Origin of the sequence: Pseudogracilibacillus sp. SO30301A (assembly GCF_037072025.1) — a bacterium.
In the GTDB taxonomy this organism is placed as follows: domain Bacteria; phylum Bacillota; class Bacilli; order Bacillales; family Amphibacillaceae; genus Pseudogracilibacillus.
Map to the genome: position 1 here is coordinate 119,651 of NZ_JAXHDD010000001.1, position 16,310 is coordinate 135,960.

General features: G+C 35.6%; 12 protein-coding genes. All 12 read right to left on the reverse strand.

The features are described from left to right. Positions 1-6: 6 nt before the first annotated feature. The 12 genes from yfmH to asd all read right to left on the reverse strand — a co-directional run bounded on the left by yfmH (position 7) and on the right by asd (position 16,274). Positions 7-1,290, reverse strand: a complete 1,284-nt coding sequence (yfmH, locus tag SPD89_RS00640; RefSeq protein WP_336260013.1) for an EF-P 5-aminopentanol modification-associated protein YfmH — start codon at positions 1,288-1,290, stop codon at positions 7-9. Then, positions 1,283-2,572 carry an EF-P 5-aminopentanol modification-associated protein YfmF gene (yfmF, locus tag SPD89_RS00645; protein WP_336260014.1) on the reverse strand — a complete coding sequence of 430 codons (1,290 nt, stop codon included), beginning with the start codon at positions 2,570-2,572 and terminating at the stop codon, positions 1,283-1,285. The genes yfmH and yfmF overlap by 8 nt, the downstream gene beginning before the upstream one ends. 1,413 nt (positions 2,573-3,985) lie before the next feature. Next, positions 3,986-4,939 (reverse strand): ABC transporter permease, encoded by a 954-nt coding sequence (locus SPD89_RS00650; protein WP_336260015.1) that lies wholly within the window; start codon positions 4,937-4,939, stop codon positions 3,986-3,988. Next, a complete protein-coding gene (locus SPD89_RS00655) occupies positions 4,940-5,986 on the reverse strand; it encodes an ABC transporter permease (RefSeq protein WP_336260016.1) in 1,047 nt (348 codons plus the stop codon). Further along, on the reverse strand, positions 5,983-7,512 hold the full coding sequence (locus SPD89_RS00660; RefSeq protein WP_336260017.1) for an ABC transporter ATP-binding protein: 1,530 nt from the start codon (positions 7,510-7,512) through the stop codon (positions 5,983-5,985). The genes SPD89_RS00655 and SPD89_RS00660 overlap by 4 nt, the downstream gene beginning before the upstream one ends. Positions 7,513-8,229: 717 nt before the next feature. Beyond that, the gene (locus SPD89_RS00665; RefSeq protein ID WP_336260018.1) at positions 8,230-9,363 is read right to left on the reverse strand and encodes a BMP family lipoprotein; all 1,134 of its coding nucleotides are present in this window, start codon (positions 9,361-9,363) and stop codon (positions 8,230-8,232) included. A gap of 173 nt (positions 9,364-9,536) precedes the next feature. Beyond that, positions 9,537-11,831 carry a DNA translocase FtsK gene (locus tag SPD89_RS00670; protein WP_442961015.1) on the reverse strand — a complete coding sequence of 765 codons (2,295 nt, stop codon included), beginning with the start codon at positions 11,829-11,831 and terminating at the stop codon, positions 9,537-9,539. Positions 11,832-11,964: 133 nt separating this feature from the next. Then, positions 11,965-12,165: a YlzJ-like family protein gene (locus SPD89_RS00675; RefSeq protein ID WP_336260021.1), complete on the reverse strand. Its 201-nt coding sequence runs from the start codon at positions 12,163-12,165 to the stop codon at positions 11,965-11,967. A gap of 2 nt (positions 12,166-12,167) precedes the next feature. Continuing rightward, the gene (locus SPD89_RS00680) at positions 12,168-12,905 is read right to left on the reverse strand and encodes a ClpP family protease (protein ID WP_336260022.1); all 738 of its coding nucleotides are present in this window, start codon (positions 12,903-12,905) and stop codon (positions 12,168-12,170) included. Between the two features lie 147 nt (positions 12,906-13,052). Continuing rightward, entirely contained in the window at positions 13,053-13,916 is an 864-nt protein-coding gene (gene dapA, locus SPD89_RS00685) for a 4-hydroxy-tetrahydrodipicolinate synthase (protein ID WP_336260023.1), read from the reverse strand. A 33-nt stretch (positions 13,917-13,949) separates the two neighbouring features. Continuing rightward, entirely contained in the window at positions 13,950-15,194 is a 1,245-nt protein-coding gene (dapG, locus tag SPD89_RS00690; RefSeq protein WP_336260024.1) for an aspartate kinase, read from the reverse strand. 33 nt (positions 15,195-15,227) lie between these two features. Then, positions 15,228-16,274, reverse strand: a complete 1,047-nt coding sequence (gene asd / locus SPD89_RS00695; protein WP_336260025.1) for an aspartate-semialdehyde dehydrogenase — start codon at positions 16,272-16,274, stop codon at positions 15,228-15,230. Between the last annotated feature and the right edge of the window lie 36 nt (positions 16,275-16,310).

The window sequence follows — 16,310 nt, forward strand, 5'->3', positions numbered from 1 at the left end:
ACCTAATTACTTACTTTGAATTTTACATATCGTTAATCGGTCTTCATCGATCCACTCTTTTAAAAATTCATTTATTTCTTCTAGAGATAATTCTTGAATATATGTGGTAAGATGAAAGAAATCTATACCTGAAAAATAATAATTAACATACTGATTAGCGATTGATTCTAAAGAGTTCATCAATCTTAACAGTTGACCAATTCGTTTTTTCTTCATTACAGATAGTATATTTTCATCAAGACTTAGGCCGTTTGTATTTAGTAACATTTTTTTCACCTGATTTGCAAAAACTTCTGGTTTCTCCGTATTGCTACTAATTAACGAAAAACTAAAATCTTCTTCCACAGTGGTGCTATATTCAAAACTGTCGTCAATTAAATGAGCTTCGTAAAGTTTTTCAAAGAATGGGCCACTCGGTGAAAAGAAATAATCAATTAACATACCTTGAATTGTTTCCTGTTTTAAAAATTCATCTTTCGTTAAATGATGGTTTGATTCCTTTATTCCTATAGTAACCTTTGGAATAGAAACAGGTAAATGAATCACATTTTCTTTCACCGCAACATGCTCTGGTTCATTTGGAATATCCCGGTCAATTCCATCTAATGTAGGAAATTTTTTTTGTCCTTGGTTTTCTTCTATTACAGCCATCATCGTATCAGGATTAAAGTTACCAGTGACGAATAACACCATGTTTGCTGGATGGTAAAATGTATTATAACAAGTATACAAATCTTCTTTTGTAATGGAACTGATAGATGAAACTGTTCCAGCAATGTCAATGTTTACCGGATGATTTTTGAACATATTTTTAATTGTACCCATGAACGATTGCCAGTCTGGCTGATCATTGTACATCTTAATTTCCTGTCCGATAATTCCTTTTTCCTTCTCAACAGATTCATCAGAAAAATATGGGTCTTGAACAAAATTTAATAATGTTTCCACATTCTTCTCTATCATTTTTGTAGCAGAAAAAAGATACGCAGTTCTCGTAAAAGAAGTATATGCGTTTGGAGAGGCACCTTGCTTTAAAAAATCAGCAAACACATCTCGGTCTTCTTTTTCAAATAATTTATGTTCTAAAAAATGTGCGACCCCATCAGGTACAGTGATTCTCTCCTCTTTCTGAATCGGTGTGAAGGTTCGATCCGTTGAGCCATAATTTGTCATAAATATTCCGTATGTTTTAGCTACTTCATGTTTTGGTAATAAAAAAACTTGTAAACCATTTGCTAATTTCTTTTCGTAAATTGTTTCTTGGATTGCATCATACGTTAACTTATTCACTCACCACACCGCCCTCTTTAGTTAATAAATAAATCGTATCTAGCTCAATTTTTTCAGCAACTTGCACAATTTCATTTTTAGACACTTGTTTAATATTTTCAATAAAGTCATTCGGTGATAATTCTTTTTGACCAACCACTTGTTGGTACAATAATTCAATAATCCCTTGAGGATGATCTAGTGTTTCTTTCAATTCGCTAATAATCAACTCTTTCACTTCTTCTATTTCTGTCTCCAAATATTTGCCTTGTTTCATTTCCTTCATTTGTTCTTCTATAATATTTCGTGCTTTTTCATAATTTTCCGCTTCAATACCACTAAAAACAAGGAGCAGACCTATGTGACTTTCAATTCTAGATGATGCATAATATGCAAGACTATTTTTTTCCCGAACGTTTATAAATAATTTTGAACTCGGAAACCCTCCAAACAACCCGTTAAACACTTGTAAAGCGAAATAATCGTCATCTTTATACTTGGTGTTTGTTCGGTATCCAATGTGGAGCTTTGCTTGCTGAATAGGCTGAGTTTCAATTATTTCATTACTTTTTTTAATCACTTTATGATTTTCTTCGTTAGCTTCTTGGGGATCAATTGTGCTTTTACGATTAAAAATTTCAAAAAGTTTATCACTCATTTTTGCCTCATCAAAATCACCCAAGACATAAACGTCCATACGATCTTCTTGTAATAGTGATTTATAATAGTTATACATTTCCGCGCCATCTATCTTATCTAAATCCTCGACATAACCGTTTGTATGTAATTCAAATAATTCGTCTTTACACATTTCATCAATTAATCGCATATTTGCATAAGCAATTTTATCATCGTAAATGGAACCAATTTTATTTTTTAACGTTAACTTTTCACGATCTACAATTTTATCGGGAAAAGTCTCTCCTTCAGTCCGCGGAGAAAAAATTATTTCTCGAAGTAGCTCTAGCGCTTCATCCATTACAGTAGTTTCATTATTTATAAACTTTTCGTTTGCAAATTCCAGACGAAAACTAATGATATGATTGTTACCTTTTTTTGCTCCATCAATGGATAAAACTGCCCCATATAAATCATCTAATTTCATCATTAATGCTTTTTCTGAAGGATAGTTCTCCGTTCCTTGTTGTAAAATAAACGGCAATAGTGCTCGTTTCGTTATTGTCTCTCGATTCAGCATTGCTTTACACTTTACGACAACATTAACTGTCTTAAACTTTTTACTGACAATTGTATGAAAATAAATATTATTTTTATGTGTTTTCGTCTCAACCAATTCAATCATGTATCCATTCTCCTTTCCACCTTTAGGAATACCCTTAATGTAACATATTTACAACCTTTTATACTAAAAAATAATGGATTGGTTATCACTATGAAAAAATAAGGAATGACTATCTCCAAAAACGAATATGATTAGAAAACTTGGCTTATCGCCAAGCCTTAGTTGCACTTATGCAGTAGGAAGTTTTATACTTTCCTATCTGCCAAAAAAGGAAGTGTGAAATACTATTTTTTCTACAGTAGAAGGAAACTGTGCAGTAGTGAAAATTTAAATACTAGTAATAGCTTCGTCGATTTTCGCTGCGAAAATGTAAACAAGTTGCAAAGTAAAATACCGCTACGGAAATACACTCCGCTTTCCGTGGGCGGCTGATGAGCCTCCTCGTCGCTTCGCTCCTGCGTAGTCTCACCGAGGCCTTTCCTCCCACAGGAGTCTCCGTGTATTTCCTTCGCTGTAATGGTGAAGGTTACATCTACGCAGCATGATACTGTCACAATAGTTGATTCGAACTGGAGGACAGTCTATTCCTGGAAGCTAAAAGCGGTCACGTCCTGGGACTGTAGCTACGTTTTCGTCCCACCATAAAGATTTGTGACCAACGCCGGCACCAGCACGTCCTGTGCAGCGAAGGCTGAAGCATGCACTAAGGATGTGCGACTGCCCGGAGGCGAAAATCAACGGTGCAGCATCTAGGTTGACCGATAAATTATCAACTTAAGTTACTGTACAGTTTATGGATAAAGTGTATAAAAGCAACGAAATGCGGAATCCGAACTTATAGAGGATGTTCAAAAATTCCGGTAAAAATGACACTGCGAATTTCGCACGAATGCTTGTTTCTCCGCCACTCATGTATCTAAATGAATACATTCCGCTGACGGGAACTGCGCCGCCTCGAACTTCTTGGTCCTTTTATCCTCCTTTTTATACAAAATGGGAGATAAGCTCAATTTTGACACAAAAAGCACCCTCCCTAAAAAGTAAAATTACTTTTTTTGGAAAAAATTTATTTGATTAATTTGTTCTATGATACTTTTTATCCCCCATTCTGTTTTTTGATTGGACTTGAGCTTATTAACTACCAAAATGGAAATCTGGACATTATGGATACTTTCTTCCACTAGACGCTCCGCCAGGGCATCCCTTAATGCAAGGAATACTAATCATCGAAAATGTTGTTCCTCTGGTAGAAGTGCTCATCATAGAAATGTACGATCACCAAGCTCTGTAGTATCTATAATAAACAAAGTAATTAATTATTAAACGCCACACCCCCATTTTCATTCATTGCGGTGTCTAATAAGACATAGGAGTTTTGAACACGCACTTATACAAAATTTCTATTGGAAATAAAATGATAGTTCGGATTCTTTATGATTAAATCACTTTTAACTTTACTCTATTGTTACAAATCTATCTACTTCCTTTAATATAAGGGGTACTTAATGCATTCGGCGCTTCAGCACGACCAATAAATCCTGCTAGTGCTAAAACTGTTAATACATAAGGAGCGACTAGTAAAAATATTTGTGGGACATTTTGTAACAATGGAATTCCGGCACTAATAACACTTAGACTTTGGGCGAATCCAAAAAACAAAGCCGCCCCCATCGCTCCCAAAGGATGCCATTTACCAAAAATAACAGCAGCAAGCGACATAAACCCTTGTCCTACTATCGTTGATTGAGAGAAATTAAGTGCAATTGTTAAGGCAAATACAGAACCACCTAACCCTCCTAAAAGACCAGAAATAATTACTGCTACATAACGCATTCGATAGACATTGATTCCATTTGTATCAGCAGCCATTGGATGTTCACCCACAGCACGTAAGCGCAAGCCAAATGGTGTTTTATACAAAACATACCAAGCGATAAATGCTAGTATAATCGCTAAGTAAGAAGTCAAATATACGCCTTTAAAAAAGATTGAACCGATAATAGGGATATCTGAAAGAAAAGGGATATTTGTTGTATAAAACGGTCGAGAAATCATGTCAGTTTGCCCTTTACCATACCATTGTTTCGTTAAAAACACACCAAGTCCAAGGGCTAAGAAATTGATTGCAATTCCACTAACTACCTGATCTGCTCGAAAAGAAACAGAGGCAATTGCATGAATTACTGCAAAAATACCCGAAACAATCATGGCAACAAAAATTGAAACCCATGGGGTCCAAATTCCAAAAACTTCTGCAAAGTTAAGATTAAACACAATCCCTACAAATGCACCCATGACCATTAATCCTTCTAATCCAATATTAACTACTCCAGATCTTTCGCTAAATACACCACCTAAAGCAGTAAATATAAGTGGCGCAGAGAAAAATAAAGCTGGTGGTATAATTGCCTGTAATAGATCAATCATTTACTTAGCCTCCTTTTTAAAGCGAAGTATAATCCATCTGATCATATAACTGGATGCAACGAAAAAGATGATGAATGCGATAATCACATCAACTAATTCACTTGGAACCCCAGCTTCTGTTGGCATGTTTAATGCCCCAACTTTTAATGCACCAAAAAGAATAGCAGCTAATATAACTCCTAATGCTGTGTTTGCTCCGAGTAAAGCAACTGCAATTCCGTCAAAACCTAAGCCTGAAAAACCGCCTTGGATAGACATATTACCAAAGGTCCCTAATCCCTCCATTGAACCAGCTAATCCCGCAAAAGCACCTGAGATAACCATTGCAAGAATAATATTTTTACTTACATTCATGCCAGCGTACCTTGATGCATTTTGATTAAAACCAACTGAGCGAATTTCATAACCGATCGTAGTTTTAGTAATAATAAACCACATGATAAGCGCAGCCAAAAGAGCAATTAAAATCCCATAATGTACTCGAGAGTACATCGTTAAAGTTGCTAGCCATTCTGATGAAAGGGATGCAGTGGGAGCAATTTTTTCAGTTTTATCAGCATGTTCTGTTAGCACATTTCGTATGATTGAGTTTACACTATATAAGGCTATATAATTAAACATAATTGTAACAATAACTTCATGAACTCCTAATTTTGCTTTTAAATATCCAGGTACAAATGCAATAACCGCTCCCGCTAAGGCAGCAACAAGCATTGCTAGAGGAAGATGGATAAACATTGGCGCCTCAATAGTAGTCCCAACCCAAACAGCGGCAAGCCAACCAACAATTACTTGACCTTCAGCCCCTATATTAAACAAACCTGCTCTAAAAGCAAATGCAACAGCTAATCCTGTTAAAATATAGGGAGTTACTTGTCTGATTGTCTCACCTATAAAGTAAAGATCGCCAAATGCACCTTTCCATAAAGCTAAATAACCTTCCAATGGATTATATCCATAAATTAACATAATAATTGCACCAGCCATTAATCCTATAAATACTGAAATAAGTGGAACCAAAATATTGAATAATCTATTTGACATCAATTTGTCCCACCTGCTTTCTTTTTGTCATTTCCGGCCATTAACAAACCTAGTTCTTGTTCTGTTGTTTCCTCAGGCTTTAAATCAGCAACGATCTGTCCATCAAATATAACAACTATTCGATCACTTACATCTAAAATCTCATCAAGTTCAAAAGACAGTAATAACACTGCTCGTCCTTTATCTCTTTCTTCCACCAATTTTTGGTGAATAAATTCAATAGCTCCAACATCTAATCCTCTTGTTGGCTGGGCGGCTATAAGTAAGTCCGGAGAGCGATCAACTTCACGTCCAATAATTACTTTTTGCTGATTTCCTCCCGAAAGTGCACTCGTTTTTGTATGAATAGAAGGAGTTCTCACATCGTACTCTTTTACAATTCTTTCTGATAACTCATCAATCTTTTCATAATTTAGTATTTTATTTTTTGAGTAAGGTTCTTGATAGTATGTTTGTAGCGCAATGTTTTCACTAACTGGAAAATCTAAAACTAATCCAAACTTTTGTCGATCTTGTGGAATATGTGCCAAACCCTTTTCAGTTATTTCACGTGGGGATAAATTCGTTACCGGTTCATTGTTCAAATAAACGGATCCGGATTCAGTCTTTTTCAGTCCCGCAATTGCTTCGATCAATTCTGTTTGACCGTTTCCGTCTATTCCAGCAATTCCTACGATTTCATTTGCCCGTACTTCGAGATTTAATCCTTTAACGACTGGAATATTTCGATTATCATTAATATGTACATTTTCTACCTTCAAAACAACATCCGTCGGTATCGATTTCTCTTTTTCTGTTTTAAAACTGACTGATCTTCCAACCATAAATGTTGCTAATTGCTCAACTGTTGTTTCTGAAACATTGACGGTTCCAATTCCTACCCCTTTTCGAATGACCGTACATCGGTCACAAACCTGCATGATTTCTTTTAGTTTATGTGTAATTAAGATGATGGACTTACCTTCATCCACTAATGATTCAATAATTTCAAAAAACTCGTTTATTTCTTGGGGGGTGAGTACCGCAGTCGGTTCATCTAAAATAAGTACATCAGCTCCTCTATACAACATTTTCAAAATCTCTACTCGTTGTTGCATACCGACTGAGATATCTCTAATTTTAGCTTTTGGATCAACTCTTAATCCGTAACGATCCGATAATTCTTGTACCTCTTTTTCGGCTGCTTTTATATTAATTTGCCCATATTTAGTCGGTTCACTTCCTAAAATAATATTTTGCGTAACTGTAAAAGGCTCAACTAACATAAAATGTTGGTGTACCATTCCAATTCCTAAATCATTCGCTATGTTAGGGTTGGTTATATTAACTTTCTGTCCTTTTATCTTTATTTCACCTTTTTCTGGTTGATAAAGACCAAAAAGAACATTCATTAGCGTTGATTTTCCGGCTCCATTTTCACCTAACAATGCATGTATTTCACCTTTTTTTACTTGGAGAGTTATATTGTCATTAGCAACGATACCGGGGAATTCTTTACGTATATTTAACATTTCAATGACGTATTCCATCGTTATCACATCCCTTGCCTGATAATTAATATTGTCTATTTTTGTATTGCCACTTTATCGAACTAGAAGTAAACTGTGACGTAAATCCGGACAGTAATTAACCTAGCCTCCGGAAATCACTGCGCTTTCGCCACAGGGAAATAGAGCGCAACTAGGGGCTACACACATGGTTCGTCCTACCAATTACACCAGTTCAAGCTGCGCTATCGCTTGCTTTCATAGTGTCTCCTTTACCGTCGGGAGGCTTACCTTAGCCTCCGACGTACAGGACTACTAGTGTCGATGACATCACAGGATGTGACGGTTGTCCTTGACCTCATCGCTACGCACTGCGAAGTCTCACCTAGTAGCAGAAAATAACCCTACTCTACTCAACAGTTTATGGACTTTGTGATAAAGCAATATTCGTTCTTCAAGTGGGTCGAATGCATATAATCCCAATTATTTTGTTAGTCTGAAAATAATATTAAATAAAAAGGGCTAGAATTCAACTAGCCCTATTAGAGGATGTTCAAAAAGTCCGGTAAAAATGACACTGCGAAATTCGCACGAATGCTTGTTTCTCCACTCCTTGAAAAAGAAAAGTACTTTTTCTGCGTACAAGATCTTTGCTCATGTATCTAAATGCATACATTCCGCTGCTCGAAACTGCGCCGCCTCGAACTTCTTGATCTTTTTTATCCTCCTTTTTGAACACGTACTATTAATATAATTATTTTATAAATCTTTTTCAAATTCTTCTAGTTCTGTACGAGATTTAGGAACTTCAAGTTCACCGTTTCTGATTTTCTCCTCCCACTCGCTTACAGCATTTTTAATATCGTCTGTAAATGCTTCTTCATTTGTATCAGCTACAGATATTCCTTCATCTTCTAAACCAAATTCAACAATTTCTCCACCTGGAAATTCTCCAGACATCGCTAAGTTTGTTACTTCTTGTACTGAAATATCAACACGTTTTACCATGGATGTCAACGTAACGCTTGCCGAGTTATCCTCATTTAACCCTTCTTCATATTGGTCACGATCCACTCCAATTACCCAAATTTCACGGTCTGGATCATTTTGTTTAATATCTTTAGCTTCTGCAAACACACCGTTACCTGTATTTCCAGCTGCATGATAAATAATATCAATATCGCTGTTATACATATTTGATGCAATAAGTTTTCCTTTATCAACTGCGTTAAAATCTTCTGCGTATTGGATTTGAACCTCAATATCGGGATTAACTGATTTTGCACCAGCGACAAATCCTACTTCAAATTTATTAATTAAGTCGGAATCTACTCCACCTACAAATCCTAGTTTATTAGTTTTTGTTTTCATCGCTGCTGCTACACCTGCCAAAAATGAACCTTCATGTTCGGCAAATGTGATACTTGCAATGTTTGGACCTTCAACGACAGTATCGATAATTGCGAAATAATTATCTGGATACTGTTCGGCAATATCGCTTACTGCATCTTCCAGTAAAAATCCTACACCAAATATTAAGTTAAAATCATTTTTTACTAGGCGTGTGAAGTTAGGGAGGTAGTCACTATCGTCTTCCGATTGTGCATAATCATAACCGGATGCTCCTTTTTCAGCACCATGCTCTTCTCCCCAAGCTTCTAAACCTTCCCATGCAGACTGGTTAAACGATTTATCATCAATCCCACCAGTATCCGTGACCATTGCTACTGAGAAATCAGCAGATCCATCAGTTTGCTCTTCTGAATTTTCATCATTAGTTTGTTTAGCATCATCGTCTGTACTTGCATTATCTTTGGAACCCCCGCAAGCAACTAAAATTAGACTTAATACAAATAATAGAACAATTGATAACAAGAACTTATTTTTCTTCATTTCTAAATCCTCCGTTTTGGTAAGATATTTTAATAAAGTACAATTTCCCCCCTTTAAACCGTACTTGAATATCTTGGTGCGCAGTAATATAACATATACTATGTAAAATTGCCATACTACTACAAATAAATATACCATGTTAATAAATAATTTAGAATATATTTCACAATTTTTTAAGAAGATTCTTCCTTTTGATGCTCTAAGAGAACGATTCTCGGTTTATTTCCTTCATATGGTCCTACAATTCCTCGTTCCTCCATAGAATCTATTAATCTAGCAGCTCTATTATAACCGATGCGAAACCTTCTTTGTAACATGGATACACTAGCACTCTGCATCTCTACCACTAATTGTACAGCGTCGTCAAATAATTCATCCTCTACCTCACTAGAGTCATTTTCCTGTTCGTCTGGAATCATATCTTCCTCATAGGATACTTTTTGCTCGTTTATACAGTGATTCACGATGCGCTCAACTTCATCGTCTGATAGGAAAGCTCCTTGAACTCGGATCGGTTTTGACATTCCCACAGGGATATAGAGCATATCTCCTCTACCTAATAGTTTTTCTGCTCCACTTACGTCTAGAATTGTTCGCGAGTCAACTTGAGAAGAAACACTAAAGGCAATCCGAGAAGGGATATTTGCTTTTATTACACCTGTAATTACATCAACAGATGGTCTTTGTGTTGCAATAATAAGATGAATTCCTGCTGCACGTGCCATTTGAGCAAGTCTAGTAATGGAATCTTCTACATCTTTTGAAGCAACCATCATTAGATCAGCTAATTCATCAACTAAAACTACTATATAAGGGAGTAAACCTTGATTATCATCCGTAAGTTCATTTTGTTTTTGAATATAGTTATTGTATCCTTCAATGTTTCTTGTACCTGATTCAGAAAATAATTCATACCGGTATTCCATTTCCTGAACTACTTTCTTTAAGGCCATGGAAGCTTTTTTTGGATCCGTTACAACGGGGGTTAATAAATGTGGAATTCCGTTATATACATTTAATTCCACTTTTTTAGGATCGATCATCATCATTTTCACTTCATTCGGTTTAGCCCGCATCAGGATAGAAGTGATTATACTATTAATGCAGACACTCTTTCCACTTCCAGTTGCTCCAGCGATAAGTAAATGAGGCATTTTATTTAGTTCACCTTCAACAATTTCTCCAGATATATCTCTGCCTAAACCAAATAATAATTTCTTGTTTCGATTACTAGAAAGATTCAATACTTCACGAAGAGAAACCATAGCAATTTCTTGATTTGGTACTTCTATCCCTACTGCTGATTTTCCAGGAATCGGTGCCTCAATTCGAATATCTTGTGCAGCAAGTGCAAGTGCAAGATCATCATGAAGGCTTATAATTTTACTTACCTTTACACCTGCCTCTGGATAAACTTCATACCTTGTTACGGCTGGACCGACATGTGCCTTCGTAATCTTTGCCTTCACCCCAAAACTTTGAAAAGTTTGTTCCAATACTTGAACCGTTTTATGTATTTGTGATTTTTCTCGTTGCTGACTATGTTTAATAGGTTCAGAAAGTAAATCAATAGAAGGTAACTCGTAATGATCATTTTGAGTACTATTCATATCGATAACGGAAACATCAATTGCTTCCTCCGTTTCTTCAAGTGGAGTAGGATGTTCATCTTCCATTTGTAACATTAGTTGTCCACTGTTAGTTTCCTCATATGAAAATTGTACATCCACTTCTTCTTGCGGTTTCTTACGCTCGTCAGAATTTGAATTCTCTTCATTTACATCAGCTTCATAAGCATGATCGGCATCTTTGTTTACTTGTTTTTCCGCCTTTTTACTTTCTCTTTTTTCTTTAAAATTTTCCCATTTTTTAGCTAGTTTTTTCCTCATGTTTAAATAAAAATTACCAATTGATAGATTTGTCATAAAAATAAGTCCTATTAATATCGAAAATACCGCTACTATTTTGGCACCGGCAGATGAAAACAAATAAGAATTGGCAGTATATAAGATTCCACCAATCATTCCACCACCTAGCTGACTACTTACACCTTGTCCATTCAAAAATGCCACAAAATGATCCCAAGTAGCTTTAATAATTGATGTTTCCGTAGTATCAATCAATAATTTTTCAAATGTTTGTATATGCGTAAATAGTAAAACACCTAAAAATAATATGGTAAAACCAATCGTTCTCTTTGTGAAGAAATTCGGGATATTTCTTTTTATTACTAGAATAATACCAATGATTAATAGGATTAACGATGCAACAAAATACCAAACTCCCAATAAAAGTCTGAATATGTTTTCCAGACTTGTTGGAATAAATCCATCACTAATCATAGACACTCCACTTCCAAAAATGGATAAAAATATGAACAACAAACCTAGCAGTTCGTACTGTAGTTGTTTAGCTAAGCCAGCTTTTTTTCTTCTTTTCTTTTTAGCCACATCATCACCTCTAAACATAATAGGTGGATTTTTCTAATTGAATATGAAACCCCTGCCCACCTAGGCAAGGGTTGTATTTACTATAGATGCGTCTCTAGTATATCATATTATTTGTTCTCTTAGAAAACTAAAAATATCTTTGATGAATGATTTACTTCTTAAAAATGGTTCCTGGTGTGAAAGACGCATTTAAAAAATCTTGAGGATCAGTGGACAAAAGTTGAACAACCTCTAATTGTCCTTGTTCTGTTTTTTTTACATATAGAGATCTTCCTTGCCAAGAGATTAATTGATGATTTTCTTCCTTTTGAGGAAATATCTCTTCTGTTAATAAAGGAGTATAATGTACCATTATTAATTCACTTCCTCTATGGATTTTTCTAATTCTTTTGGTTTTAACTGATGAATTAATTCCTTTAGTTTTTCCATTGCATCTTTAACTCCACCAACATCATTTATAAGCTGATACTTGACAGCTTCAGATCCAATCAAGTTTGTACCAATATCTCTAGTTAAATTCCCTTTTGCAAACATTAATTCTTTAAATTGCTCTTGCGAAATATTCGAATGGTTAACAACAAATTGTATCACTCGATCTTGCATTTTATCTAAGTATTCAAAAGTTTGTGGGACGCCAATGACTAGCCCTGTCAAGCGAATTGGGTGGATTGTCATTGTAGCAGTAGGAGCAATAAATGAATAATCAGCTGAAACAGCTATCGGGACTCCGATCGAATGCCCTCCGCCTAGAACAATAGATACGGTAGGTTTAGACATTGAAGCGATCATTTCAGATAGAGCAAGTCCTGCTTCCACATCTCCACCGACTGTATTTAGTAAAATAACAACACCTTCTATTTTGGGATTTTGTTCTATAGCAATCAATTGTGGCAGTATATGTTCATATTTTGTCGTTTTATTTTGAGGAGGTAATTGCATATGCCCCTCCACCTGTCCAATAATTGTTAGGACATGTATATTTGATTCGGGCATTGTCGGTACATTTGTTTGACCTAATTCTTTAATTTTCTCCACTATTGTTGAAGGAGAAAGTTCGTCTTCGGATTTTTCTTCTTTTTCTTCTTTATTCAATTGACATTCACTCCTTATTTACAACATATATCAACCTTTAGTATGGGCTAAATAAACTAGTTCATACTACCGATTATGTAAAGACAGGAGTAGAAAAGCTGAATTTAAAAAACACCAGCATTGTATGCTGGTATTTTTATTACATTATTACATTATTAATGTTTTTAAGTTTGACTTTTCTTCTTCCGAAAGACCTACTAAAGGTAAACGTACAGATCCGACATCTAACCCTTTTAATTTTAGTGCTTCCTTCAACGGTGCTGGAGAAGGAGCCATAAATAAACCTTTCATTACAGGCAATAGTTCACGATGAATACGAGCCGCTTTTTTTGTTTCACCAAGGAGAAAAGCATGCACCATTTCTTTCATTTCATTACCTATAATATGGGATGCTACTGACACAATCCCTGTCCCGCCAACTGCCATTATCGGTAATGTCATACTATCATCACCACTGTATACGTGAAAATCATCGTTTGTTTCAGTGATGATTTGAGATACTTGCTCTAAATTACCACTCGCCTCTTTTACTGCAACGATGTTTTCAAGTTCACTTAATTTAATGATAGTGTCAGCTTCAATATGAACACTACATCTTCCTGGTATATTATACAACATAATCGGTAAGTTAGTTGATTCAGCAACTATCTTAAAATGTTCATATAATCCAGCTTGATTGGGACGATTATAATAAGGGGCAACTAACATAATACCATCTACCCCAGAATCAGCAGCTATTTTCGTTAGATTTATTGTATAGTTCGTATTATTTGTACCTGTTCCAGCAAGTACAGGCACTCTTTTATTCACGACAGCTACGACATGTCGATAAATTTTCTCCATTTCAGTTTGCGACAATGTAGCAGATTCACCTGTTGTTCCCGTTATAACTAAGCCTTCAGTTCCATTCTTTAGTAAATGTTCTATTAACACGGTCATTGTAGGGAAATCAACTTGATTGTCGCTGTCAAATGGAGTGATCATAGCTGTCAAAACATGACCAAAATGCATGTTATTTCACCCTTTTCTTATCACTCGTGAAGCTTAAGATACTGTTTCTTTTCCTGGATCAGTTATTTTATTTAACTCAAACGCTTCATGTAATGCATTTATCGCTGTCTTTAAATGTTCATCATGGATTAGAACCCAAATCGTAGTATGACTATCAGCTGATTGTAAAATTTGAACATCATTATCAATAAGTGCTTCAGTAATTTTTGCAACTACACCAGGAATTCCAGTCATCCCGGCGCCAACAGCTGAAACTTTAGCACAGTTTTTCTTGACTTTTACGTTAAATCCTTGTTTTTCTAATAAAGAAACTGCTTTTTCTGTTACTTCAGTTGGAACGGTATATATGACATTTGTAGGTGATATATTGATAAAGTCAACTGAAATGTTCGCATCAGCCATCGTTTTAAATATTGTCGCTTGCGCTTTTAAGTCACTCTCATTCACAGTTATAGTTAGCTGTGAAATCGAATCTATATGAGCAATTCCAGTAACTAAACGATCTGGTATGTCAATTCCAAGTTCTTTAACGCGAGATGAAGTAATCAACGTACCTTCATCTTCTGAGTAAGTAGAACGAATACGAAGCGGAATCTCTGCTTGCATTGCAATTTCTACTGCTCGTGGATGGATCACCTTTGCCCCTTGATAGGCTAGATTACATGTTTCGGTATAAGTAACAACATCAATCCGTTGTGCAGAATCAACTACACGTGGATCAGCTGTCATAATTCCTTTTACATCTGTAAAAATTTCAACACATTCAGCACGCAAAGATGCACCTAACGCGGCAGCAGTTGTATCACTACCACCCCGACCTATTGTCGTTATATCTCCAGACTCCGTTCGACCTTGAAATCCTGCCACAACAATAACATCGTGGTTTTTAAGCTCTTGCTTTATTCTATCTGGTTTTATTTTTTTAATTTTTGCCTCATTATATTCGTCATTTGTAATAAGACCTGCCTGGGCACCAGTTAATGCTGTAGCCGATACATTATGTTGTCTCAATTCATTAGACAAGACAACAGATGCAATAGTTTCACCACATGCCATTAACATATCTAGTTCCCGTTTAGAATTATTCGATGTTGGGTGATCAACCATTTTGAGTAATGTATCTGTTGCATACGGATCTGGATTTCTCCCAAGTGCGGAAACGACGACTACTAACTTATACTCTTGTTTAATTGCACGTTTTATTTGTTTAATTACAGAAATCCGGTTTTCCTTTGTTTGGACAGATGTTCCACCAAATTTTTGAATTAAAAGTCGCATAATTATTATCAAACCTCAACTTTATTATTAATTTTAAACTAGTTCATTCTTAACAAGGGCCTCTGCAATTTGAACTGTATTCCAAGCAGCCCCTTTCACAAGGTTATCAGACACAATCCATAAATGGAATCCATTATCTGTGTCTAAATCTTTACGAATTCTACCAACAAAAACTTCTTTTTTCTCCGCTGCGCTTAAAGGTGTTGGATACGTTTGGGTTGAAGGATCATCTTCAACGATAATACCTTCTCCATTTTCAAGCGCTTTTCTAACGTCTTCCACATTGACATTTGATTCCTTTGTTTCAATATAGACACTCTCAGAATGAGAGGTAAATACTGGAAGTCTAACACATGTTGCTGCAACATGTAAATTAGGTTCGTGCATAATTTTTTTAGTTTCATTGATCATTTTTAACTCTTCTTTTGTATATCCATTATCCTCAAATACATCAATTTGTGGTAATGCGTTAAATGCAATTGGATAATGCTTTTTATCTGAACCTGCCGGTAATATAGTAGCAGTCATTTCTTCATCATTTAAATACTGTCTTGTTTGCTCAGTCAATTCATTTTGAGCAGCCAACCCTGCACCTGATACAGCTTGATATGTTGAGACGATCACTCGTTTTAATCCAAACTTATCTTGAATTGGCTTTAATGCTGCAACCATTTGAATAGTAGAACAATTTGGGTTTGCGATAATCCCTTTGTGATGTTGTAAATCCCCTTCATTCACTTCAGGAACGATAAGAGGCACATCTTCATCCATTCTATATGCACTTGTATTGTCAACAACAATTGCTCCACTCTTTACTGCCTCAGGTGCTAGTTGTTTTGAAACTGAACCACCAGCTGAAAAAAATGCAATATCAATATCTTTGAAACTATTAGAAGTTGCTTCTTCTACCATAATGTCTTCTCCGTTAAACGTCACTTTCGTTCCAGCTGATCTCTTAGATGACAGTAACTTAATGTTGTTCACCTGGAATGGTTTTTCTTCTAAATATTTTATAATTTTTTGTCCTACCGCTCCTGTAGCACCTACTACTGCTACATTGTATTGTTTATTCTGTGTCATTAATAAATTACTCCTTCCATATCATGTGAACAGATC

Bases quoted from the DNA above. Each gene is read 5' to 3' on its own strand.
- dapA (WP_336260023.1), bottom strand. From the start codon at position 13,916: ATGCATTTTGGTCATGTTTTGACAGCTATGATCACTCCATTTGACAGC.
- dapG (WP_336260024.1), bottom strand. From the start codon at position 15,194: ATGCGACTTTTAATTCAAAAATTTGGTGGAACATCTGTCCAAACAAAG.
- SPD89_RS00650 (WP_336260015.1), bottom strand. From the start codon at position 4,939: ATGATTGATCTATTACAGGCAATTATACCACCAGCTTTATTTTTCTCT.
- asd (WP_336260025.1), bottom strand. From the start codon at position 16,274: ATGACACAGAATAAACAATACAATGTAGCAGTAGTAGGTGCTACAGGA.
- SPD89_RS00670 (WP_442961015.1), bottom strand. From the start codon at position 11,831: ATGTTTAGAGGTGATGATGTGGCTAAAAAGAAAAGAAGAAAAAAAGCT.
- yfmF (WP_336260014.1), bottom strand. From the start codon at position 2,572: ATGATTGAATTGGTTGAGACGAAAACACATAAAAATAATATTTATTTT.
- SPD89_RS00665 (WP_336260018.1), bottom strand. From the start codon at position 9,363: ATGAAGAAAAATAAGTTCTTGTTATCAATTGTTCTATTATTTGTATTA.
- SPD89_RS00675 (WP_336260021.1), bottom strand. From the start codon at position 12,165: ATGGTACATTATACTCCTTTATTAACAGAAGAGATATTTCCTCAAAAG.
- SPD89_RS00660 (WP_336260017.1), bottom strand. From the start codon at position 7,512: ATGGAATACGTCATTGAAATGTTAAATATACGTAAAGAATTCCCCGGT.